This window comes from Actinomadura rupiterrae, assembly GCF_024172125.1.
Taxonomy (GTDB): domain Bacteria; phylum Actinomycetota; class Actinomycetes; order Streptosporangiales; family Streptosporangiaceae; genus Spirillospora; species Spirillospora rupiterrae.
In genome coordinates this window covers 248,666-267,753 of sequence record NZ_JAMZEA010000015.1, presented here as the reverse complement: position 1 = coordinate 267,753, position 19,088 = coordinate 248,666, and the positions used below count along the sequence as shown (strand labels likewise).

Here is a 19,088-nt window from a genome sequence, read left to right as displayed (position 1 = left end):
ACGCGCCACACGTTAACCCGCAGGCAGGACGGCCCGTCACCTACCAAAGTCGGAGACGTCCGGCACCGAGGAACGGCAGGGCGCGACCGTCCGCCCGATGCGGCCGCGGCCCGCCGCGCGCCAGGCTGCGCGGCGTGAACACTTCACTCAAGCAACCCGTCCTGACCATCGCCGGAGCGTCGGCCTCCGCCCTCGCCATCTGGATCATCGCGGTGCCGGTCGCCGGGCACGACCTGACCGTCCGCATGGGCGGCGGCACCCGCGACGTGGGCGCGGTGGCGGTCGTCCTGGCGAGCCTGCTCGCGGGCCTCGCCGCGTGGGGGCTGCTGGCCGTCCTGCGCCGCCGGACGGCCAGGGGGAACCGGGTCTGGGCGATCACCGCGATGGTCGTCCTGGGCGTCTCCCTTGCCGGACCGACCAACTCGGGCGCGGGGACGGCCACCGCGCTGATCCTGATGCTGCTGCACTTCACCGTCGGCGTCACGCTCGTCCTGGGGCTCGGCCTGGACCGCCGCCGCTGAGTCAGGGGAAGAGCGGGCGGTCGGGCCCGGGGATCCAGAACCCCTCGGTTCCGGACGGGCGGTAGTGGTCCCTCACGTGGTCGATCAGCAGCGGCAGCGACGGATGCCGGTTGTCCTCGTGCCACATGAGGGACCACGGGTACGCCGGCGCCGGGTCGGTGACGTCGATCTGCACGACGTCCGGGTAGCCCGGGAACTGCGTCTGGTTCGCGAAGGTGATGAGCTCGGCCGAGCCCGCGACCCGCTCCATCAGGTGGTCGGCGCCGAAGACCGGCCCGGACGTGTCGATGAGGACGCCGACCTCGTCGCTGAGGAACCGGTAGAACTCCGACCATTCGCTGTCGCGGGCGTTGCCGGGCATCCAGGCCGTGAGCCCATCGAGTTCCTTCAGCGCCACCCGCTTCCGCCGGGCCAGCGCGTGCCGCCTCCCGACCATGACCGGGATCGGCTCCAGGCAGGCCGGAACGCGCATGATCCCCGGCGGGAGCGGCCCGGTGACCCGCCCGAACGCCGCGTCGATCGAGCCGTCCGCGAGCGCCCGCTCCCGCGGGACGGTCCCGCGCGACACGACGACGTCCAGCTCGACCTCGGCGGTCTCGTAGAAGTCCCGGACGATCTCGATCGGCGCCGACGCCTTGGCCAGCGCGTCCACGCGCAGCGGCCGCCGGTCCGCGCGCAGCGCCGCGACGGCCTGGTCGGCGAGCCCGACCAGCGCGCGCGCCTGCGGCAGGAACGCCGCGCCCGCCTCGGTCGGCGCCACCCCGGTCCGCGACCGCACCAGCAGCGGGACGCCCAGCTCGCTCTCCAGCCGCGCGATCCGCTTGGACACCGCCTGCTGCGTCATCCCGAGCCGCGCCGCCGCCACGGTGAACTGCCCGTCGTCGACGACCGCCAGCAGCGTCCGCACCGCCCCGAGATCCAGGTCCATGCACCACTCCGCTCGTCTCCCGCAGGCACATCACCCGCCCGCGAAAAACTCGCACGCCCGCCCCGGCCTGACAACCTCAGAGGCCCGGCCGGGACGGCAAAGAGACCCGAAGCCCGGCTGGCGCGCGGGCTTCGGGTCTCCGTTTCGCGATTACTTCTGCCGGGCGTGCGTCACCGGGTCGGCGGGAGGTGGCGGTGGTGCTTCACGTGGCCCTCGGTGGATCCGTTGACGCAGTCGCCGTGCTCGTCCTCGACACCCAGGATGTTGTGGATGGCGGCGCCGATGCCGGCGATGTCCAGGCTGCGGCAGGTCTGGATGCCGATGATCTGGATGTTCTGCGGGCCGTCGTCGGCCATGGCCGGCGCGGCGCTCAGCACCACGCCCGCGGCCGTGCAGGACAGAAGGCCGCCAGCGGCCAGTCGCTTGAGCATGTTCTTCCTCTCTGGAGATCCACGGACAAGCCTTGGAACACAGCACGAAGATAGCGGACCCAAAAGCGACTATTTCGGCGTCGATCCCCTTCCCGGCAAGGTTTTCAGCGGCCTTGGGAAAGGCCGGGAAGTGTCATGACCATAAAGTGATCGAAGCGCGATGTGGCGCGGAAGCAAACGCGCATTCCCGTCGATAGGCGCCACCCCGGAAGGGTGATTTGCGGTGAATTATTCGGAAAGGTGGCGGTGGTGACGGTTTTGGCCGTAGCGGCGGCGGCAACGCCCGCCCGGTCGGCCCTGCGGGGGCGGCGGAGGCCGGAAACGGCCAGCGCGGCGGAGGACCGGTCCGATCTTGGTGCGCGCGGGCGAGAATTCGTCCAACACGCACGGGACGGGGCCGGAGTCATGACGAGTAGTTCCGGAAAGAAGGTCAGCATCCGGGTCGGCGGGGATCTGTCCGGGCAGGTGGTCGTCGGCGATCGCAACACCGTCTCGGGCGGGAACGGCGAACCGGTCACCGAGGCCGAACTGGCCCGCCTCTCCGAGCTGTTCGCCGAACTGCGCGGACGGGTGACAGGCGAGGACGGCGGCGCCGCCCTGGGCAAGCTCGACGAGCTGGAGGAGGCGATCACCGCCGAGGAGCCCGACCTCGCCACGATGGAGCACGTCCAGGGCTGGTTCCGGCGCAGGATGCCCGGCCTCGCGGAGGCCGTGGGCCGGCTCGTGGTGAGCCCCCTGGTCACCCGGGTCGTCACGACGGCGGGCGACGACGTGGCCGCGGAGTTCCACCGGCGGTTCACCGGCTGATGGCCGGGATCGACATCGGCGGCGACCTCAGCGGGACGCTGGTCGTCGGCGACAACAACGTCATCGTCGGCCGCGACGGCTCGCGGGTCGAGCCGCGCGACCGGCCGCCGCCCGCCCCGCGCCCCCGCCGCCGTCCCAAGAGCCCCGTGCCGCCGCGCGAAGGGCCCGCGCCGATCGGCCGCGAACCGGAACTGGCGCGGATCGAGGCGTGGCTTGAGGACGACCTCCCCGTCGAGGTCGTCGGCCCGGCCGGCGCCGGCAAGTCGGCCCTGCTCCGGGCGCTGGCCGCGCGGCGCCGCCGCGCGGGTGAGGACGTCGTCCACCTCGCGGCGGCGGGCATGCCGGTCGGCGACCTCGTCCAGGAACTGTTCCAGGCCTGCTACGACGTCGAGGACTACAAGCCGGAGCCGCCGCGGCTGCGGCGCCTGATGGGCAAGATCCGCGCCCTGGTCGTCGTGGACGACTTCGACGGGACGGCCGAAGACCTCGACGTCCTGCTCGACGCGGCCCCGTCGGTCGGCCTGGTCATCTCGGGGACCGAGCGCCGCGTGTGGGGGAGCGGCCGGTCGCTCGCCCTCACCGGACTGGACGGCTCGGAGGCGCTGCGGCTCGTCCGGCGGGAGCTCGACCGAGACCTCGACGACCGCGAGACCGAGTTGGCGCAGCGCTTCGCCGAGGTCGTGGACGGCCATCCGCTGGCGATGATCCAGGCGGCCCGGGCGATCCGCGCCGGTGAAACGGGCCTGGACGATCAGGAGGCCCTCGCGCGCGCCCTCGCCTCCGGCCTCGGCGACCGCGCGCACCGGACGCTGAACCTGCTGCGCGCGGTCGCGCCGCTCGCCCTGGATCGGGAGCTTGTCGAGGCGTTGTCCGGATCGTCCGAGGCGCTGCCGAAACTGGAGAGCGCCGGACTGGCCCTGCCCGACGCGGACGGCTACCGCGCGGCCCTGCCCGCGGCCCGCCTGGTGGCCGAGAACGCCGACCCGAACCCCGCGGACCTCGCGGAACCGCTCACGTCCTGGGCGTCCGCCGCCCCGGCACGGCGGATCGCCGAAGCCGCGCCGCTCATCGTCGCCGTCCTTGAATCCGCGCTCGCTTCAGGACACGCGGCTCCCGCCCGGATTCTGGCCAGAACCGCCGCGCCCGCCCTGTGCCGGACGCTGCACTGGGGCGCCTGGCAACGCGTCCTCGCACTCGGCAAGCAAGCCGCCCGCGCGACGCAGGCCACCGAGGACGAGGAGTACTTCGACCGCGAGGAGAAGTCGCGGCTCAAGGCCCTCGCCAAAGGCGCCGCGATCGGTGCGCTCGTCGGCGGCGCGTTCCTGGCCGGGCAGCACGTTCCCGCGGCACAGCACGTTCCGGCGGCCAAGCCCCCGGCGAAGGCCGGCGGCTGCCTCGGCTCGCCCGCCGTCATCACCGCCGCCATCGCGGTGGTCGTCGCGGGGGTCATCGGTGCGATCGGCTACGCGAACGCCGGGCCCGGATCGTCCGGGCCGTCCAGGCCGGGCGCGATCGGTCCTCCGACGCCCATCGACGGCACGTCCCCGCGTCCGACATCCGGGCCGTCCGACACCAGCGATCCGGGCGACCCCAACTCGTCGCCGCCGACGTCCGGGCAGACCACAGGTCCGACGACAGGGAACTCCCGTCCGCCCACCTCGAACCGCCCGCCGACGACGCCACCGTCCTCGTCCCGCCCGGTGCTGCCGCCGCCGAGCCCGAGCTGCTGGCACGGCGGCGAGAGCGGATCCGATTTCTGGATCGACACCAGGCAGCGCTACTTCGGCGGTCCGAACCCCGGCCACCACGGCAACGGCACGGTGACGTTCACCTGGCCCGTCTGCCTGCCCGGCAGGCCCGCCTCGGCGTTCATCGACAGGCAGGGCGACAAGTCCGGCCCCCGGACGGGCCTCTACCACATCACCGAGATCGACTGCCCGGCCGTCCTGCACGCCGGCGACGGCTGCTCCATCCAGATCGACTTCCTCCAGCCGCCGGCGGGCGAGAGCTACGACGGCTACCTCAACGTCCCCACCGACGGCGGAAGCAACGGCGTCATCAACATCTGGACGAGGTGACCCGGCAGCCACCCCGCCCGCGACGGCCTCATTGCCCGTCCAGCCACCAGGGTCGGACGTCCTTCTCCGCGACGAACTCGTGGAAGTCCATGTTGGCGATCTCCAGGTTGCACGCCATGGACCCGACCTCAGCCCACGGCAGGACGGCGATCTGCCCGGGAGTGTCGTGAAGGTCGACGACGGTCAGCGTCCGGTCGCCGTCCTGGCCGAAGGTCCGCGCGTCGGCGAGCATGACCATCGTGGTGTGCTCCTCCGGCGGGACGAGCGCCGGAACCTGGCCCGGCTGGAGGTCCTCGAACGCCCGGTCGTCGACGACCAGCGCGGTCAGCGGGAAGCGGTCCGGGTCGATCTGGTCGACGTCCAGGTCCGACCCGACCCAGCCGTCCTCGTCCACGCCGCCCAGTTCGGCGAGCAGGGCCTGCCAGCCGTCCTCGTCGTCGAAGCAGGCGCGAACCAGCAGCGCCATGTCGGAGGCCGGGAGGGCGGGGAAGCCGGTGCGCGGAGGCGGGCCGGTGGGCGTGGTGAACTCCGGCTCCGCGTCGCCTCCCTGGTACATCCCGCGGACGTCCATGCCGCGCACCAGGTCGTCGAAGGTGAGCGTGCCGTCCAGTACGTCGGCCAGGATCTCGCCGAGCCGCTCCGACGGCACCCGGACGCCGCGTCCCGGGATCGCCGCCAGGTCCACCAGCAGCGGCCCGTCCCCGCCGTAGGCAACAGCGCCGTCCGCAAGGACGGCGACGGGCGGCACCGGGCCGCCCTCGGGAACGATCGCCGGGACGTTCCCGCCGTCCAGGGAATCCCAGGACGTGCTCTCGACCAGCCGGAGCCGCACCCGGCCGTCCGCGAGGACGAGCAGATCACCTTCGCGTCGCCCGCCGACCTCTCTGAGCAGGCCGCCCCACTGGGCTTTGCCCCGGTCGTAGGAGGTGCAGAGCAGCTGCGGCTCGCCGGGTGCGGGCTGGGGGAGCTCGGGAAACGCCATGACTCTCCTCCGGACGGACGCTCGGGACGTTACCGGCGCATGGTGCCGTCCGGGTCGGACATCGCGGCGGGCCGCACGCGGGTCCTGGTAGGCGATCCGGCATGGAAGGGCCGTTCGCGGGCATACGGCATGCACACACGTGCGAAGGAGGAACAGCGGTGAGCACCTCGCGCCATGACGAGCAGGTACTGGCGGAGATCACGAGCCGGGTGACGCGGGAGAATCCCGATCTGGTCGCGAGGTTCGCGTTGTTCGAGAGACTCGTCCGCGAGGAGGGGCCGCCGCCGCGCGAGCTGCCGCGGAAGGCGTGGCGGCACCGTCCGTGAGCGGGCCGTCGCGGATTTGCCCGGCCGGGGGTTTACCGCCCGAGGCCGGGAAAGGGCCCATAACGGCAACCGAATCCGCGTGAGGGTGCCCGAGTAGCCGCCCTCCTGGAAATGGGTGGTGGGGCAATGCAGCCTCTGGAAGTGAGCGTCCGCCCGCGCCGTTCGTGCGTCGTCGTCACACTGCGCGGCGAGCTCGACCTCGCGGGCGCCGAGCGCCTGTCGGACGAGTTCCGCGAGGCGTTCGAGAGCAGCGACCACGTCATCGTCGACCTCGACGAGCTGGCCTTCATCGACTCGTCGGGTCTGGCCGCGCTCATCGACGGCCACAAGCGCGCCCTGGAGAACGGCGCCCGTTTCACGCTGGTCGCGCCGCGGCCGCAGGTCGAAGGCGTATTCACCATCACCGGCCTCGTCGGACGTTTCGACATCCGCAAGACCCTGGACGAAGCCCTGCCGCCGCTTTAAGGAATGCCCTTCTAAAATGCGGGCAAAGCCAGGGCATGCGCATTGCGGTTCTGGACGTCGGTTCGAATTCGGCCCACCTGCAGATCGCTGACCTGGAGCCCGACGGGACGATCCGGGACGTCGCGTCCGCCAAGCACCCGACGCGGCTGGCCGAGCGGACCGGGCCCGGCGGGCGGATCGACGCCGCGGCGGTGGAGCGCCTGGTGCGGTCCGTCGGCACCGCGCACAGGATCGCGCTGGAGCACGGCGCCGCCGAGATGATCGCGTTCGCGACCTCGGCGATCCGCGAGGCGGACGGCGACGACGCGATCGCCCGCCGCGTCGCCGACCGCACCGGGATCCGGCTGGACTCCCTGCCCGGACGGGACGAGGCCCGGCTCACCTTCCTTGCGGCCCGCGCCTGGTTCGGACGTTCAGCCGGGCCGCTCCTGCTCGCCGACATCGGCGGCGGATCGCTGGAGATCGCCGCGGGCGACGGGACCGAGTCCGCCGTGGAGGTGTCGGTGCCCCTGGGCGCCGGGCGCCTCACCCGCGAGCACCTGTCCGGCGACCCGCCCGAGCCGGAGCGGGTCGAGCGGCTCGCCGAGCACATCCGGACGGTGTTCGACGAGAAGGTCCGTCCGGAACTGCCCCTGGACGAGATCGCCGGACCGCGGTTCGAGCTGCGCGCGGTCGCCACGTCCAAGACGTTCAAGCAGCTCGCCAAGCTCACCGGCGGGCGCGACCGCCAGGGGCGCCGAGTGCTGAAGCGCAAGCGGCTGCGCAAGCGGATCCCCCGGCTGGCGAAGCTCCCGGCGGGCGAGCGGGCCCGGCTGAAGGGCGTGTCCGCATCCCGCGCCGAGCAGATCCTCGCCGGTGCGATGGTCGCCGAGGCGTTCATGACCGCGTTCGACGTCAAGCGGCTGGAGCTGTGCCCGTGGGCCGTCCGCGAGGGGATCGCGCTGCGACGGCTCCAGCAGGTGAGCGCGACGCTCGGCCTCCGGTACGACATCGACCGGCTCGTCCAGCCGCTCGAAGCGCCGGAGCTCGACGCGCCGGCGCGGCTGCTCGGCGCCTGACCGGCGGCGGGGGCGGGAGGCGGGAACGCCCGGCCGGGCCGGGGGAGCGGGCTTTACGGACGACCGTCTCCGGCCGTCAGGAACAGATGAAACGCGTCGGTGATCACCTTTGTCTAAGCTGCGACACCACACGGCGAACGACGGAGGAGACCCGATGGGATCGGACAGCGGTACCGGCACGCCCACGCTTCTGGTCAGGATGGCGGCCAAGCTCAAGGGTGAGGTGCGCGCGGACACGCTGGAGTCGTTCCGTCGTGCGGGCGGGGTCGCCTACGCGGAGGTGCAGAACGCCGAGGAGCTGCGCCGCAAGCTCGCCGCGGACGGCACGAACCTGTGGCACGTCGATCCGGGTGTCGCCGGGCAGCTGCTGTGCTCGTGGAACGCGTTCGTGCTCCAGTCGATCGGCGAGCACCTGCTGGACGCCGACTACGCCGCCGACCCCCGTACCGCCGGGTACGTGCCGCCGGTGACGCACACCCAGGTCACGGCGTGCTTCGACCAGGTCGAGATCTGGACGTCCCGGGCCCGGCAGGCTGCGGGCAACAAGGCCTACAACGTCGCCGACGCCGTCCGGCTGCCCGCCGACCTGCCCGAATGGGCCGAGGCCGACCCGTGCCCGCTGCCGCACCTGCACGGCATGCTCGCCGCGGCCCGCGCGATCCGGCAGCATGCCGAGGTCGCGTTCGGGGTGTTCGAGCAGACCGTCCAGGACACCCATCCGCACGAGGCGGACCTGCAGCGGCTGCGGCAGCTGGCGGCCGAGGCCGCCACCGCGTCCGACTACGCCGAGGGCCTGCTGGAGGCCACCCCGGACGCCGCGCTGCACGAGGCGATCGAGCAGCGGCTCCAGCGCGCGCTGGAGATCTACTACCACCTCGGCCAGCTGATCGGGATGCCGTCCCTGATCGCCCGGTACCAGACCGGCGAGCTCGGCACCGGCGCCGGGAAGCTCGCCGCGCCCGGGACGCCCGCGTTCGACCCGTGGTGCCTGACCTCACCGCGCGAGCGCACCAAGTGGCGCCGGGACCCGCGGGCGCAGCAGTCGATCAAGGAGCTGTGGGAGTTCGACCCGGCGCCCGAGGCGACCCTGCGCATCCAGGCGCAGATCGACGCCGCCAAGGCGCAGGGCGCGATCGACTACGCCAGGGACGCCAAGGGCGCGGTGCTCGGCAGCTACTACTGCTGCCCGTGGGGCGCGGTCTACGTCGTCCGGTCGGCGGTGACGATCAACCACCGGCGGCTGCGGCCCGGCCAGCAGTTCACCTACGAGGTGGACGCGGACGAGGTGCCCGGCGGCGGCGAGTTCGTCCGCCGCCTGATCGTCGGCAACTTCTCCCGCACCACCGAGATCCAGTACTGCGACCCCGACGGCGAGCACCAGGGCTGACGGACGAGGCGTCCGCCGGGCGCTCAGTTACCGGACGCGGGCGGGTCCGGGCGGTGCACCGGGCCGTGCGGGTCGTCGCAGTGCGACTCGGGCCCGCTGATCTGCAGCAGCGGATCGGGCGCGTGGTCGACCTGGAGGGTGGTGTGGCTGATGCCGAAGTCGGCGGCCAGCACCTTCTCCAGGTCGCCGCGCACGGCGTGGCAGTCCTCGCCCGCGCTGACCAGCACGTGCGCGGACGCCGCGGACATCCCCGAGGTGATCTGCCAGATGTGCAGGTCGTGCACCTCGGCGACGTGCGGGCGCGCGGCCAGCGTCCGCCCGACCCGCGCGGGGGAGATCCCGGCGGGCGCGGCCTCCAGGAAGATCCGCCCGGACTCGCGGACGAGCCCGTACCCGGCCTTGAGCATCAGCGCGACCACGATCAGCGAGGCGATCGCGTCCGCGCGGGCGAACCCGGTGAACACCATCACCGCGCCCGCGACCGCCGTGGCGATGAACGCGTACAGGTCGGTGAGGATGTGCTGGAAGGCGCCCTCGACGTTCAGGCTCGACCGGTTCGCCCTGGAGATCATCCAGGTCGCGCCGAGGTTGATCACCACGCCGACCAGCGCGGTGCCCAGCACCAGCCCGCCGGTGACCTCCGGCGGCGCGAGCAGCCGGTGCACCGCCTCGTAGCCCAGCCACACCGAGAGCAGCAGCAGCGTCAGCCCGTTGGCCTGCGCGGACAGGATCTCGGCCCGCTTGAGCCCGTAGGTGTAGCCGCCCGCCGGGGGCTTGGCGGCCAGCCGCATCGCCACCAGCGCGAGGACGATCGAGGCGGCGTCGGTGAGCATGTGCGCGGCGTCGGAGATCAGCGCCAGCGACCCCGCCAGGACGCCGACGACGACCTCGCCGGCCATGAACACCGTGATCAGGACCAGCGCGCCCGACAGCCAGCGGGTGTCGGCGTCCGCGCTGACCCCGTGCCCGTGCCCATGGCCGTGCCCGTGCCCGCCACCGCGCTCGTCGTGCCCGTGCCCGTCGTCGTGCCCCTGCCCGTCGTGGTCGTGGTCGTCGTGCCGGTCGGTGCCGGGCCGGCCGTCGTGCCGGTGATCGGTGCTCATGCTTCTCCGCGCGGATCGGGGGTGGGTCTCCGGGCCGTCAGGTCCGGTCGTGCTCGGGGTGGGCGGTGGCGGGCGCGTGGCCGATGTGGGTGAGCGCGACGTCCAGCAGCATCCGGACGTGCGCGTCGGCGAGCCGGTAGTAGGCCATCCGCCCGGACCGGCGCGCCTGCACCACCCGGTGGGCGCGCAGCAGCCGCAGGTGGTGCGAGACCGCCGACTCGCTCGCCCCGGCCACCGCGGCCAGGTCGCACACGCACATCTCGCCCTCCAGCAGGGCGACCAGCACCTTCAGCCGGCCCGGGTCGGCGAGCAGCCCGAACACGTCCGCCAGCTCCGCCACGTCCTGCGCGGCGGGCATCGACTCGCACACGACCGCGACGCGCTCGGCGTCCACCACCCGGACCGCGCAGCCGTCGAGCCCGACCACCTGCGCATCTGAACCACTGCTCATATGACACGACGATACCGGACGCCGCCGGACCGCACCCGTTTTCCCGGTATCGCCCCCGCGCCGGAGCGGAACGACCATGATCGGGATCGACGATCGCATCCGCGGCGCCTAGCCTGAGCGGCCCGGCGTCCCCGATCTTTGGAGGACCGATGTTCCTGGTCACAGGCGCGACAGGCAACGCCGGAGGCGAGGTGGTCCGCGCGCTGCTCGGCGCGGACGCGCCGGTGCGGGCCCTCGTCCGGAAGGCGGACGCGCGCGTCCCCGGCGGCGCCGAGACCGCCGTCGGGGACCTCAACGACCACGCGACCCTGGCCGAGGCCCTCGTCGGCGTCCAGGGCATGTTCCTCATGTCGGGCTACCCGGACATGCCCGGCCTGCTCGCCCGTGCCCGCGAGGCGGGGGTCCGGCATGTCGTGCTGCTGTCCGGCGCCTCGGCCGCGCTGGAGGACATGGACAACGCGGTCTCGCGCTACATGACCTTGTCCGAACGGGCCCTGCGCGGCTCCGAGCTGTCCTGGACGTTCCTGCGCCCGCACGCGTTCATGTCCAACGCGCTGCGCTGGCTGCCGCAACTGCGCGAAGGCGACACCGTCCGCGCGCAGTTCCCGGACGTGGCCGCCGCGTGCGTCGACCCGGCCGACATCGGCGCGGTCGCCGCGCGGGCGCTCACCGGCACGGGCCATGAAGGAAGGATCTACGAACTCACCGGTCCCCAGGCGCTCCGCCCGGCCGACCAGATCGCGGTGCTGGCCGAGGTGCTGGGACGGGACCTGCGCTGCGTCGGCCTCTCGGACGAGGAGACCCGCGCCGAGATGACCGGCGCGATGCCGTCCGAGTACGTCGACGCGTTCTTCCGCTTCTACGTGGACGGCACGCTGGACGAGTCCACGGTCGTCCCGGACGTCGCCCAGGTCACCGGCCGTCCGCCCCGCACCTTCGAGCAGTGGGCCGCCGCCCACGCCGACGCCTTCCGCTGACCGGCAGGCGCGCCGCCTGGGCACGGCCGGCGGGTCCGGTGAAGCGGTCGCTCAGGCGGTGGCGGCGGTGAAGTCGAGGACGCGGCGCCAGGCGTCCGCGCAGGCGTCCTGCCACTCGGCGTGCTCGCGGTCGAAGAAGCTGTGCGGGGCTCCGTCGTAGACGTGCATCCGGACGTCCTTCCCCGCGGCCTCCAGGATGGCGGCGAAGGCGTCGAAGTCCTTCTGCGGCGTCGCCACGTCGTCCCCGGCCAGGAGCATCAGGACCGGGGCGGTGATGTCGGCGGTGCGGTCGCCGACGAAGACCGGCGAGCCGTAGAAGCCGACCGCCCCGGCCAGGCCGAGCCCGGCGCCCGCGAGCCGCCAGGAGTAGCCGCCGCCCAGGCAGAACCCCAGCGAGTACACCGGGCCGGCGTCGCCGAGCGCCGGCAGCGCGGCGGCGGCGTCGGTCTCGACGTGTGCGGGGTCCAGCAGGTCCAGGTGGGGGAGGCCGTCGAACTCGCCGTCGCGCGGGCCGGTGCCGGCCGTCCGGCCGTAGTAGTCCATGGCCAGCGTGTGGAATCCGGCTTCGGCGAAGCGCTGCGCGAGGTCGCGGTAGAAGGGGTGCAGCCCGCGCACGTCCGGCAGCAGCAGGAGCGACCGCCCGTTCGGGACGGACGGGGTGGCGCGGTAGGCGGAGAAGCGGTTGCCGTCCGCGGCGGTGATCTCCAGGGGGCCGTGCTCGGCGACCTCTCCGGTGACGACGGGCGACGCGGGCGGGCGGCTGTCGTTGCTGTGGCACATGTCGGGTTCCTTTCGCTCGCCCCACAGCTTGGAGAGGCCCGCGCCCCGTACCCAGGCCCCCGCTGATACGGGTACTCGCAGGGCCAGTTTCGGGACGCCCGGACCCGACATACTGGGCGCATGCGCGACCACCACGACCTGGGCGTCTTCCTCCAGACCCGGCGGGCGAGGATCAGCCCCGAGAGCGTCGGACTCCCGGTGGGGACGCGGCGGCGCGTCCCCGGGCTGCGGCGCGAGGAGCTGGCCCGGCTCGCGGGGATCAGCGTGGAGTACTACCAGCGGCTGGAGCAGGGCCGCGCCGCCCGTCCGTCCGACGAGGTGCTGGACGCCGTCGCCCGCGTCCTCGGGCTGACCGGCGTCGAGCGCGACCACCTGCGGACGCTGGTCCGCCGCCCCCGCCCGAAGCGGACCGCCGCGGACGAGCCGGAGCGCGCGCGGCCCGAGCGCGCGGGGCCCGAGCGCGCGCGGCCCGAGCTGGCGCGGATGCTGGCGCTGCTGGCGGCCCCGGCCATGGTCATCAACGACCGGTTCGACGTGCTGGCCTTCAACCCGGTCGCGCGGATGCTGTTCGTCGGGGCGCTGGAAGGCGGCAACCTCGCCCGCTTCCTGTTCCTCGAACCGGCCGGTCGCGCGTTCTACGTGGACTGGGACGAGGTCGCCGCGTCCACCGCGGGCCAGCTGCGCGTGGCGGCGGCGCGGCGTCCGGGCGATCCGAGCATGGCGCGGCTGGTCGGCGAGCTGTCGGCGGGGAGCCCCGAGTTCGCCCGGCTCTGGGCGGCCGGCGACGTCGACCTGCGCACGCACGGGGCCAAGAACCTGCGCCATCCCGCGCTCGGCGTCCTGACCTTCACCTACGAGAACCTCCAGCCCTCGGGCGAGCACCGGCAGCGCCTCGTCGTCCTCACTCCCGTCCCGGACGGTCCGACCGAGGCGGCGCTCCAACTGCTGGCCTCATGGGCTGACAGCGACCGTGACGCGGCCCGTGCCGGACGGTCGCTCCAGGAACGCTGAACACCTGCCGTACACCGCCCGGACACGGGCTTCTGAACGTCCGCCCGGGGCACACGAACCGGCCGTGATCTGCGGCGATGCGTCCGGTTCGGTGCCCCGAACGGTTAGTTGATCACTAAAACGTCATGATCCATTGCCACGGCGGGACCTTTGGGTGATCATGGTCGCGTGCCCGCGGCGATGGTGCCGGGGGCTCCGGAGAGGACCCCTATCGTGATCTTCGCTGCTGTGGGCCTGGTCCTGGTCGGCGCGGTCGGCCTGGTGAACCTGGCGCTCCTTCTGGTCATGCTCCGCCGCTGGCGGGAGCTGGAGGCCGCGGGGAGCGCCCCGGCCGCCGGAACCGGCGCCGGCCTCCGGGTCATCGACCGCATCCCGGCCTTCTCGACCGCGGCCCTCGACGGCACGGCCGTGACGGAGCGGGCGCTGCTCGGGAAGGAAACGCTGGTCGGGTTCTTCTCGCTCACCTGCAAGGCCTGCGTGACCTCGGTCCCGGTCTTCGCCGAGCACGCCGAGCGGCTGCGGGCCCTCGGCGGGGTCTCGCTCGCGATCGTCCACGGTGACGGCGCCGCCGAGAGCGACCTGGCCGCCCAGCTCCGGGACGCCTTCGACCTCGTGATCGCCGAGGACGTGACGGCCGCGCTGTCGAAGCAGTTCGGAGCCAAGCACTACCCGACCTACGCCTGGTACGACACCGGCGGCGTGGTGACCTCGGCGGGCGTGGGCGTCGCCGCCCTGCGCACCGAGATGGCCGCCACCTGAGCGCTTCCGCGCCGACCCCCCAGAGCCCCACGGACCCCGTCCGCCGAGTACGACCCATCACCCGGCGGCGGCAGGCCCGTGCGCGGAACCAGTTCACCCCACACCCCCCAAGGAGGAACCATGCTCCAGAGCGTGACCCGGCGCGTGACCCGCGCCGTCGAGACCCTGCTCCCCAAGGCCACCGCCGAGGCGTGCTGCCCGCCGGACCCGTACATGCAGTACAAGTTCATCAACGGCGTCTGCTTCGGCCGCACCTGTTCCTACAGCTGCACCTGCACCGTGCACTGCGGCACCTGGTACAGCTACAGCAACAACTACTGCTGATCCGCAGGGATCGCGTAGCAACCGCGTGACAGCCGGCGTGGCCGTCCTCGCTGAGGACGGCCGCGCCGGCCCCGGCGCTCCCGCACGCGCGCGCCCCCGGTCGGGGCAGCGCGTTCACGCACCCCCTTCTTCCAGGAGCCTCCGTGCTGTACGTACTGCTCGCCTGCCGCCTCGCTCTGGCAGCGGTGATGACGCTGGCGGCCGTGGGCAAGCTGCGCTCGCCGGGCGTCTTCGCCGCCTCCCTGAAGGACTTCGACTTCATCCCCGCCTGGGCCCGGCGCCCGCTGGCCTTCGGCGTCCCGGCCGCAGAGCTGCTCATCGTCGTGCTGCTGGCCGTCCCCGCCACGGTCACCGCCGGGCTCGTCGTCGCCGCGCTGTTCTGCTGCGGGCTGACGGCCGTCCCGACCCTGGTCGTGGTCCGGGGAGCGGACGTGACGTGCGCGTGCTTCGGCGCCGGGGAGACGCCCATGAGTGGCTGGCACATCGCGCGCAACGCGCTGCTGCTGGCGGCGGCGGTGCTCGGCGCGGGCGTGGCGTTCGCCGCCGGCGACGGCGTGCCCGGCCAGGTGCCGGGGATCGCGCTGGCCGTGGTCGGTGCGGGCCTGCTCACCACACTGACCGTCTTCGTGGACGACATCGCCGCGCTCTTCCAGTCCCCGGTCGCGGCCGGGGACTCCGGCCGGTGAGACGCCGGAGCCCGAAAGGACACCCGTGGAATACCTAGTCGCAGGGCTCGTTCTGGCCGCGGTGGTCACCGCGCTGAACCTCGTGCTGACCGTGGCGGTGATGCGCCGCTGGCGAGCCCGCGTCGGCGCCGCCGCGGCCGCCCATGAGCACGGCCCTGACCAGCACGGCGCGTCGCCGCCCCACGACCACGGCCCCGAACTGCACGGCCACGCCACGGACCTCGGCATCGCGGCCGGTCACCGGATGCCCGAGTTCACCGCCGCGACCGCCTCCGGCGGCACGCTCACCCGGGACGACCTGGCTGGACGGCCCGTGCTGTTCGGCTTCCTGTCACTGGACTGCGCGAGCTGCGACGAGAGCGTCCCGGCGTTCGCCGAGTACGCGCGCCGGGTGCGGGACGCGGGCGGGCAGGTCGTCGCCACGGTCGTCGGCGTGGACGCCGGCGACAGCGAGATGGCCGCGCGGCTCGCCGACATCGCCGACCACGTGGTGCCCGAGTTCCTGGACGCACCCGTCGGCGGCGCCTTCGGCGTGCTGCTCTACCCCGGGTTCGCCCAGTACGGCCCGGACGGCGTAGCCACCGCCGCCGCGCTCGACCTCGCCGAACTCGCCGAGTCCGACCGTCCGCTGGTGCCATGAGCGACGACCGAACCGGCACCGCCTCCGCCTCAACTGCCCCGGACGTCCCGCCGGACGCCGCCAGTGAGCCGCGTGTTTCGGTTCTGCGCGGGATGACGGCGGCGTATGCGCTCGCCTGGCAGGCGTGTCCCGGCATGCTCGCCGTCCAGCTCATCATGGCGGTGGCCGGGGGTGTCGCGCCGGTCGCCACCGCCTGGCTGACCAAGGTGGCGCTGGACGAGCTCACCACGGCCCACCCCCGGGCGGACGCGCTGGTGTGGATGGCGGCGGGCATCGGCGTCCTCGGCGTCGTGATCGCGTCCACCTCGGCCGTCACCACCTACGCGCAGGGACGCGCCCGGCGCGCCATCGGCCTGCTCTCCCAGGACCGGCTCTTCACCGCGGTCAACGGGATGAACGGGCTGGCGCGCCTGGAGGAGCCGCGCTTCCACGACCGGCTCCGGCTGGCGCAGCAGTCCGCCGAGCACGCGCCGGACCAGCTCGTCCAGATGGGGCTGTCCACGCTGCAGGGGACGCTGGGCGTCGTCGGGTTCCTCGGGACGCTGACGGCGATCAGCCCGGTCATGGCCGGGGTCGCGCTGGTGGCGGCCGTTCCCGCGCTGGTCGCCCACCTGATGCTCAGCCGGCAGCGGGCCGGGCTGCTGTGGAGCACCAGTCCCATCCTGCGGCGCAAGATGTTCTACCAGATGCTGCTCACCGATCTGCAGGCGTCCAAGGAGGTCCGCCTGTTCGGGATGGGCGGCTTCCTGCACGACCGGATGCTCACCGAGCTGCGCGCGGCCAACGCCGCCGAGGACCGGGTCGAGCGGGGCGTCGTCCGCGTCCAGGTCCTGCTCGCCGCCCTCGGTGCGCTGCTGGCGGCGGGCGGGCTGCTCTGGGCCGTGCATGCCGCCGCCACCCGGTCCATCAGCATCGGTGACGTCTCGGTCTTCATCGGCGCGCTGGCCGGAGTCCAGTCCGGGCTCGGCGCGCTGGTGCAGGGCATCGCCATGGGACACCAGTCCGCCCTGGTCTTCCACCACTACCGGACGGTGGTCGGCAGCCAGGACGACCTGGCCGCCCCGTCGCGGCCGCGGGAGATCGCCCCGCTCGCCCGCGGCATCGAACTGCGCGACGTGTGGTTCCGCTACGGCGACGACGCGCCGTGGGTGCTGCGCGGGCTGGACCTGACCGTCCCGCACGGCACCAGCACGGCCGTGGTCGGGCTCAACGGCGCGGGCAAGAGCACGCTGGTCAAGCTGCTCTGCCGGTTCTACGACCCGCAGCGCGGCGCCATCTACTGGGACGGCGTGGACATCCGCGACATCCCCGTCGCCGACCTGCGGCAGCGGATCGGCGCGGTGTTCCAGGACTACATGTCCTACGACCTCACCGCCGCCGAGAACATCGGGCTCGGCGACCTGCGGGCGATCGGCGACCAGGACCGGATCCGGACCGCCGCCGAGCGCGCCGGGGTGCACGAGACCGTCGAGCGCCTCCCGGCCGGCTACCGGACGATGCTGAGCCGGGTCTTCCACGCCGACGAGGACGAGGACGAGGAGGAGGCCGCGCGGACGACCGGCGTCCACCTGTCCGGTGGGCAGTGGCAGCGCCTGGCGCTGGCGCGCGGCCTGATGCGGCAGGGCCGCGACCTGATGATCCTGGACGAGCCGAGCTCCGGCATGGACGCGATGGCCGAGGCGGCCGTGCATGACCGGCTGCGGGAGCTGCGCGCGGGCTCCACGAGCATCCTGGTGTCGCACCGGCTCAGCGCCGTCCGCCGCGCGGACCGGATCGTCGTGGTGCAGGACGGCCGGATCCTGGAGAGCGGCGACCACGCCTCTCTCATGGCGTCACCGGACGGCGTGTACGCGCGGCTGTTCCGCAGCCAGGCCGAGGGCTACCAGGACGACCCGGCCCCGGCGGGCGTCCAGCCGGTGGGCGCCGAATGAGTCCGCTTCTCGCCGGGGCCGCCGCGGCGGCCGTGGTGATCGGGGCCCTGGTGGCGGCCCGCCTGCTGCTCTCCGCCGTCACGGTTCACGGCAGCAGCATGACCCCGACCCTGGACCAGGGCGACGTGCTGCTGGTGCTGCGGCACCGCCGCCGCGTCCGGGCCGGCCGGATCGTGGTCGTCCAGCGGCCCGACTGGAACACCGGGTGGGAGGGGCCGCCCACCCCGTCCGGGGCGGGCGGCTGGTACGTCAAGCGCGTCCTCGCGGTGCCCGGCGACCCGGTCCCGGACTGGGTGGCGGGGGAGCAGCCCGAACGCGTGCCGCCGGGCATGCTGGTGCTGCGCGGCGACCACGAGCGCTCGGACGACTCCAAGCAGCACGGCCTGTGCCCGTCCGACCGGATGTACGGCGTGGTCCTCACCCGCCTGCGCGCGGCCGGCGAGCGGACCGCGAGCTGATCAGACGCGGCCGTTCGGCCGCGTGGGCAGGCCGATGCCCAGCAGGTCCGGGTCCGCCGAGATCGGCGCGTACCAGAGGCCCTCGAAATCGACGCCGTGGCTCTTCAGCGCGCCGACCAGCATGCGCGCCGCCGTTGCGGCCTCCTCCGCGCCGACCACCGGGAACTCGTGGCCCACGGTCGGCTCGTTGCGAGCAGAGTCCGCCATCGGCCAGCCGAGCTCGGTCATCGCGTCCACCCACGCGCCACCGTGGCCGGGCGGCTTGCCGGCCTCGATGTACAGCGACCAGTCCAGACCGGTCGTCCATTGGACGAACCGGTCGCCAGGGGCGTGGACGACCACGGTGAAGTGGCCGTCCTTTTCCAGGAGACCGTAGTCGCCGACGACCGACTCCAGCGTCCTCGCCAGCCGCTCCTCGAACTCGTCCCAGTCGTCGGCGTAGTAACCGCCGGGGAAGAACGCGCCTTCCAGCTCGGGGCCGCGTCCGACGACCTGCCAGTAGCCGAGCAGCCCGAGCCCGTCCTCGGGTTCGGCCCATTTCGCCGTCCGGTACTCGTCGTTCTCCACGGGCTCGGTGGGGCGGACGGTCAGGTACGCGGCGTCCGACATCCGTTCCAGCTCCAGCAGCCGGACGGGTCCGCGCCACCGCAGCAGCGGGCCCGGCCCGCGCATCACCGACGGCTTGCGCAGCCTGCGCTGCAACGCCGCGCGCATCCGCAGGAAGAGCTCGTCGCCCTCGCCCACGCGGACCGAGATCCGCGACTCCTCGCTGCCGGAGCCGTGCCGGGCGAAGCTCCCGTGGTCGGTGCCGAGACCGGTGTCGTACAGCTCGTCCGACCGCCGCCACTCCGGGACGGACGCCGCGGGTCGCCAGCCGAGGTGCGCCGCGGCCCGGTCGAACGCGGCGTCGTCCCAGCCGGTCATGTCGAGCGTGGCGAACCGGTGGACGAGCTCGCGGATCTGGTCATCAGTGGGGGACATGACC

At 73.4% G+C, this 19,088-nt stretch carries 22 protein-coding genes; 15 read left to right on the top strand and 7 right to left on the bottom strand.

The genetic code is table 11. The features are described from left to right. The first annotated feature begins 134 nt into the window (after positions 1-134). Positions 135-521, top strand: a complete 387-nt coding sequence (locus FHU30_RS40490; RefSeq protein WP_253883018.1) for a DUF6069 family protein — start codon at positions 135-137, stop codon at positions 519-521. A 1-nt stretch (position 522) separates the two neighbouring features. Here FHU30_RS40490 and FHU30_RS40485 read toward each other — a convergent pair whose 3' ends face one another. Together FHU30_RS40485 and FHU30_RS40480 are read right to left on the bottom strand one after the other, a co-directional pair. Then, entirely contained in the window at positions 523-1,449 is a 927-nt protein-coding gene (locus FHU30_RS40485; protein WP_253883017.1) for a LysR family transcriptional regulator, read from the bottom strand. Between the two features lie 170 nt (positions 1,450-1,619). Further along, the gene (locus FHU30_RS40480; RefSeq protein ID WP_253883016.1) at positions 1,620-1,880 is read right to left on the bottom strand and encodes a hypothetical protein; all 261 of its coding nucleotides are present in this window, start codon (positions 1,878-1,880) and stop codon (positions 1,620-1,622) included. A 405-nt stretch (positions 1,881-2,285) separates the two neighbouring features. Between FHU30_RS40480 and FHU30_RS40475 the strand changes: the two genes are divergently transcribed. Then, positions 2,286-2,687, top strand: a complete 402-nt coding sequence (locus FHU30_RS40475) for a hypothetical protein (protein WP_253883015.1) — start codon at positions 2,286-2,288, stop codon at positions 2,685-2,687. Continuing rightward, a complete protein-coding gene (locus tag FHU30_RS40470; protein WP_253883014.1) occupies positions 2,687-4,765 on the top strand; it encodes an ATP-binding protein in 2,079 nt (692 codons plus the stop codon). The genes FHU30_RS40475 and FHU30_RS40470 overlap by 1 nt, the downstream gene beginning before the upstream one ends. Positions 4,766-4,793: 28 nt before the next feature. Here FHU30_RS40470 and FHU30_RS40465 read toward each other — a convergent pair whose 3' ends face one another. Next, complete coding sequence (locus tag FHU30_RS40465; protein ID WP_253883013.1) at positions 4,794-5,747, bottom strand: DUF6924 domain-containing protein; 954 nt, start codon at positions 5,745-5,747, stop codon at positions 4,794-4,796. A 158-nt stretch (positions 5,748-5,905) separates the two neighbouring features. Here FHU30_RS40465 and FHU30_RS40460 point away from each other — a divergent pair, with 158 nt between their 5' ends. From FHU30_RS40460 to FHU30_RS40445, 4 genes are all read left to right on the top strand, one after another. Continuing rightward, the gene (locus FHU30_RS40460) at positions 5,906-6,073 is read left to right on the top strand and encodes a DUF3040 domain-containing protein (protein ID WP_253883012.1); all 168 of its coding nucleotides are present in this window, start codon (positions 5,906-5,908) and stop codon (positions 6,071-6,073) included. 126 nt (positions 6,074-6,199) lie between these two features. After that, positions 6,200-6,538: an STAS domain-containing protein gene (locus tag FHU30_RS40455; RefSeq protein WP_253883011.1), complete on the top strand. Its 339-nt coding sequence runs from the start codon at positions 6,200-6,202 to the stop codon at positions 6,536-6,538. A gap of 35 nt (positions 6,539-6,573) precedes the next feature. Then, positions 6,574-7,596, top strand: a complete 1,023-nt coding sequence (locus tag FHU30_RS40450) for a Ppx/GppA phosphatase family protein (protein ID WP_253883010.1) — start codon at positions 6,574-6,576, stop codon at positions 7,594-7,596. 154 nt (positions 7,597-7,750) lie between these two features. After that, complete coding sequence (locus tag FHU30_RS40445; RefSeq protein ID WP_253883009.1) at positions 7,751-8,983, top strand: hypothetical protein; 1,233 nt, start codon at positions 7,751-7,753, stop codon at positions 8,981-8,983. 23 nt (positions 8,984-9,006) lie between these two features. On the opposite strand, the gene FHU30_RS40440 is transcribed toward FHU30_RS40445, so the two are convergent. Then, on the bottom strand, positions 9,007-10,086 hold the full coding sequence (locus FHU30_RS40440) for a cation diffusion facilitator family transporter (RefSeq protein WP_253883008.1): 1,080 nt from the start codon (positions 10,084-10,086) through the stop codon (positions 9,007-9,009). 37 nt (positions 10,087-10,123) lie between these two features. Further along, positions 10,124-10,537, bottom strand: coding sequence for an ArsR/SmtB family transcription factor (locus FHU30_RS40435; RefSeq protein WP_253883007.1), 414 nt, complete (start codon positions 10,535-10,537; stop codon positions 10,124-10,126). A gap of 149 nt (positions 10,538-10,686) precedes the next feature. On the opposite strand from FHU30_RS40435, the gene FHU30_RS40430 reads away from it, so the two are divergent. Next, a complete protein-coding gene (locus FHU30_RS40430) occupies positions 10,687-11,514 on the top strand; it encodes an NAD(P)H-binding protein (RefSeq protein ID WP_253883006.1) in 828 nt (275 codons plus the stop codon). Positions 11,515-11,565: 51 nt separating this feature from the next. Here FHU30_RS40430 and FHU30_RS40425 read toward each other — a convergent pair whose 3' ends face one another. Then, positions 11,566-12,294, bottom strand: a complete 729-nt coding sequence (locus FHU30_RS40425; protein WP_253883005.1) for a dienelactone hydrolase family protein — start codon at positions 12,292-12,294, stop codon at positions 11,566-11,568. A gap of 120 nt (positions 12,295-12,414) precedes the next feature. Here FHU30_RS40425 and FHU30_RS40420 point away from each other — a divergent pair, with 120 nt between their 5' ends. The 7 genes from FHU30_RS40420 (at position 12,415) to FHU30_RS40390 (ending at position 18,103) form a co-directional block, all read left to right on the top strand. Further along, positions 12,415-13,305: a helix-turn-helix domain-containing protein gene (locus FHU30_RS40420; protein ID WP_253883004.1), complete on the top strand. Its 891-nt coding sequence runs from the start codon at positions 12,415-12,417 to the stop codon at positions 13,303-13,305. 213 nt (positions 13,306-13,518) lie between these two features. After that, entirely contained in the window at positions 13,519-14,064 is a 546-nt protein-coding gene (locus tag FHU30_RS40415; RefSeq protein ID WP_253883003.1) for a TlpA family protein disulfide reductase, read from the top strand. Between the two features lie 120 nt (positions 14,065-14,184). Then, positions 14,185-14,388, top strand: a complete 204-nt coding sequence (locus FHU30_RS40410; protein ID WP_253883002.1) for a hypothetical protein — start codon at positions 14,185-14,187, stop codon at positions 14,386-14,388. A gap of 143 nt (positions 14,389-14,531) precedes the next feature. Continuing rightward, complete coding sequence (locus tag FHU30_RS40405; RefSeq protein ID WP_253883001.1) at positions 14,532-15,074, top strand: MauE/DoxX family redox-associated membrane protein; 543 nt, start codon at positions 14,532-14,534, stop codon at positions 15,072-15,074. 25 nt (positions 15,075-15,099) lie between these two features. After that, positions 15,100-15,714 carry a TlpA family protein disulfide reductase gene (locus FHU30_RS47475; protein WP_253883000.1) on the top strand — a complete coding sequence of 205 codons (615 nt, stop codon included), beginning with the start codon at positions 15,100-15,102 and terminating at the stop codon, positions 15,712-15,714. After that, the gene (locus FHU30_RS40395) at positions 15,711-17,645 is read left to right on the top strand and encodes an ABC transporter ATP-binding protein (RefSeq protein WP_253882999.1); all 1,935 of its coding nucleotides are present in this window, start codon (positions 15,711-15,713) and stop codon (positions 17,643-17,645) included. Before FHU30_RS47475 ends, FHU30_RS40395 begins: the two co-directional genes overlap by 4 nt. Continuing rightward, positions 17,642-18,103: a S26 family signal peptidase gene (locus FHU30_RS40390; protein WP_253882998.1), complete on the top strand. Its 462-nt coding sequence runs from the start codon at positions 17,642-17,644 to the stop codon at positions 18,101-18,103. Before FHU30_RS40395 ends, FHU30_RS40390 begins: the two co-directional genes overlap by 4 nt. Here the strand turns inward: FHU30_RS40390 and FHU30_RS40385 are convergent, their stop codons facing one another. Beyond that, positions 18,104-19,084 carry a TY-Chap domain-containing protein gene (locus tag FHU30_RS40385; RefSeq protein WP_253882997.1) on the bottom strand — a complete coding sequence of 327 codons (981 nt, stop codon included), beginning with the start codon at positions 19,082-19,084 and terminating at the stop codon, positions 18,104-18,106. Positions 19,085-19,088: the final 4 nt, after the last annotated feature.

What these genes read in the sequence shown, in the direction of transcription:
- FHU30_RS40485 (WP_253883017.1), bottom strand. Translation starts at nt 1,449, where the DNA reads ATGGACCTGGATCTCGGGGCGGTGCGGACGCTGCTGGCGGTCGTCGAC.
- FHU30_RS40480 (WP_253883016.1), bottom strand. Translation starts at nt 1,880, where the DNA reads ATGCTCAAGCGACTGGCCGCTGGCGGCCTTCTGTCCTGCACGGCCGCG.
- FHU30_RS40475 (WP_253883015.1), top strand. Translation starts at nt 2,286, where the DNA reads ATGACGAGTAGTTCCGGAAAGAAGGTCAGCATCCGGGTCGGCGGGGAT.
- FHU30_RS40470 (WP_253883014.1), top strand. Translation starts at nt 2,687, where the DNA reads ATGGCCGGGATCGACATCGGCGGCGACCTCAGCGGGACGCTGGTCGTC.
- FHU30_RS40465 (WP_253883013.1), bottom strand. Translation starts at nt 5,747, where the DNA reads ATGGCGTTTCCCGAGCTCCCCCAGCCCGCACCCGGCGAGCCGCAGCTG.
- FHU30_RS40455 (WP_253883011.1), top strand. Translation starts at nt 6,200, where the DNA reads ATGCAGCCTCTGGAAGTGAGCGTCCGCCCGCGCCGTTCGTGCGTCGTC.
- FHU30_RS40450 (WP_253883010.1), top strand. Translation starts at nt 6,574, where the DNA reads ATGCGCATTGCGGTTCTGGACGTCGGTTCGAATTCGGCCCACCTGCAG.
- FHU30_RS40445 (WP_253883009.1), top strand. Translation starts at nt 7,751, where the DNA reads ATGGGATCGGACAGCGGTACCGGCACGCCCACGCTTCTGGTCAGGATG.
- FHU30_RS40440 (WP_253883008.1), bottom strand. Translation starts at nt 10,086, where the DNA reads ATGAGCACCGATCACCGGCACGACGGCCGGCCCGGCACCGACCGGCAC.
- FHU30_RS40435 (WP_253883007.1), bottom strand. Translation starts at nt 10,537, where the DNA reads ATGAGCAGTGGTTCAGATGCGCAGGTGGTCGGGCTCGACGGCTGCGCG.
- FHU30_RS40430 (WP_253883006.1), top strand. Translation starts at nt 10,687, where the DNA reads ATGTTCCTGGTCACAGGCGCGACAGGCAACGCCGGAGGCGAGGTGGTC.
- FHU30_RS40425 (WP_253883005.1), bottom strand. Translation starts at nt 12,294, where the DNA reads ATGTGCCACAGCAACGACAGCCGCCCGCCCGCGTCGCCCGTCGTCACC.
- FHU30_RS40420 (WP_253883004.1), top strand. Translation starts at nt 12,415, where the DNA reads ATGCGCGACCACCACGACCTGGGCGTCTTCCTCCAGACCCGGCGGGCG.
- FHU30_RS40410 (WP_253883002.1), top strand. Translation starts at nt 14,185, where the DNA reads ATGCTCCAGAGCGTGACCCGGCGCGTGACCCGCGCCGTCGAGACCCTG.
- FHU30_RS40395 (WP_253882999.1), top strand. Translation starts at nt 15,711, where the DNA reads ATGAGCGACGACCGAACCGGCACCGCCTCCGCCTCAACTGCCCCGGAC.
- FHU30_RS40390 (WP_253882998.1), top strand. Translation starts at nt 17,642, where the DNA reads ATGAGTCCGCTTCTCGCCGGGGCCGCCGCGGCGGCCGTGGTGATCGGG.
- FHU30_RS40385 (WP_253882997.1), bottom strand. Translation starts at nt 19,084, where the DNA reads ATGTCCCCCACTGATGACCAGATCCGCGAGCTCGTCCACCGGTTCGCC.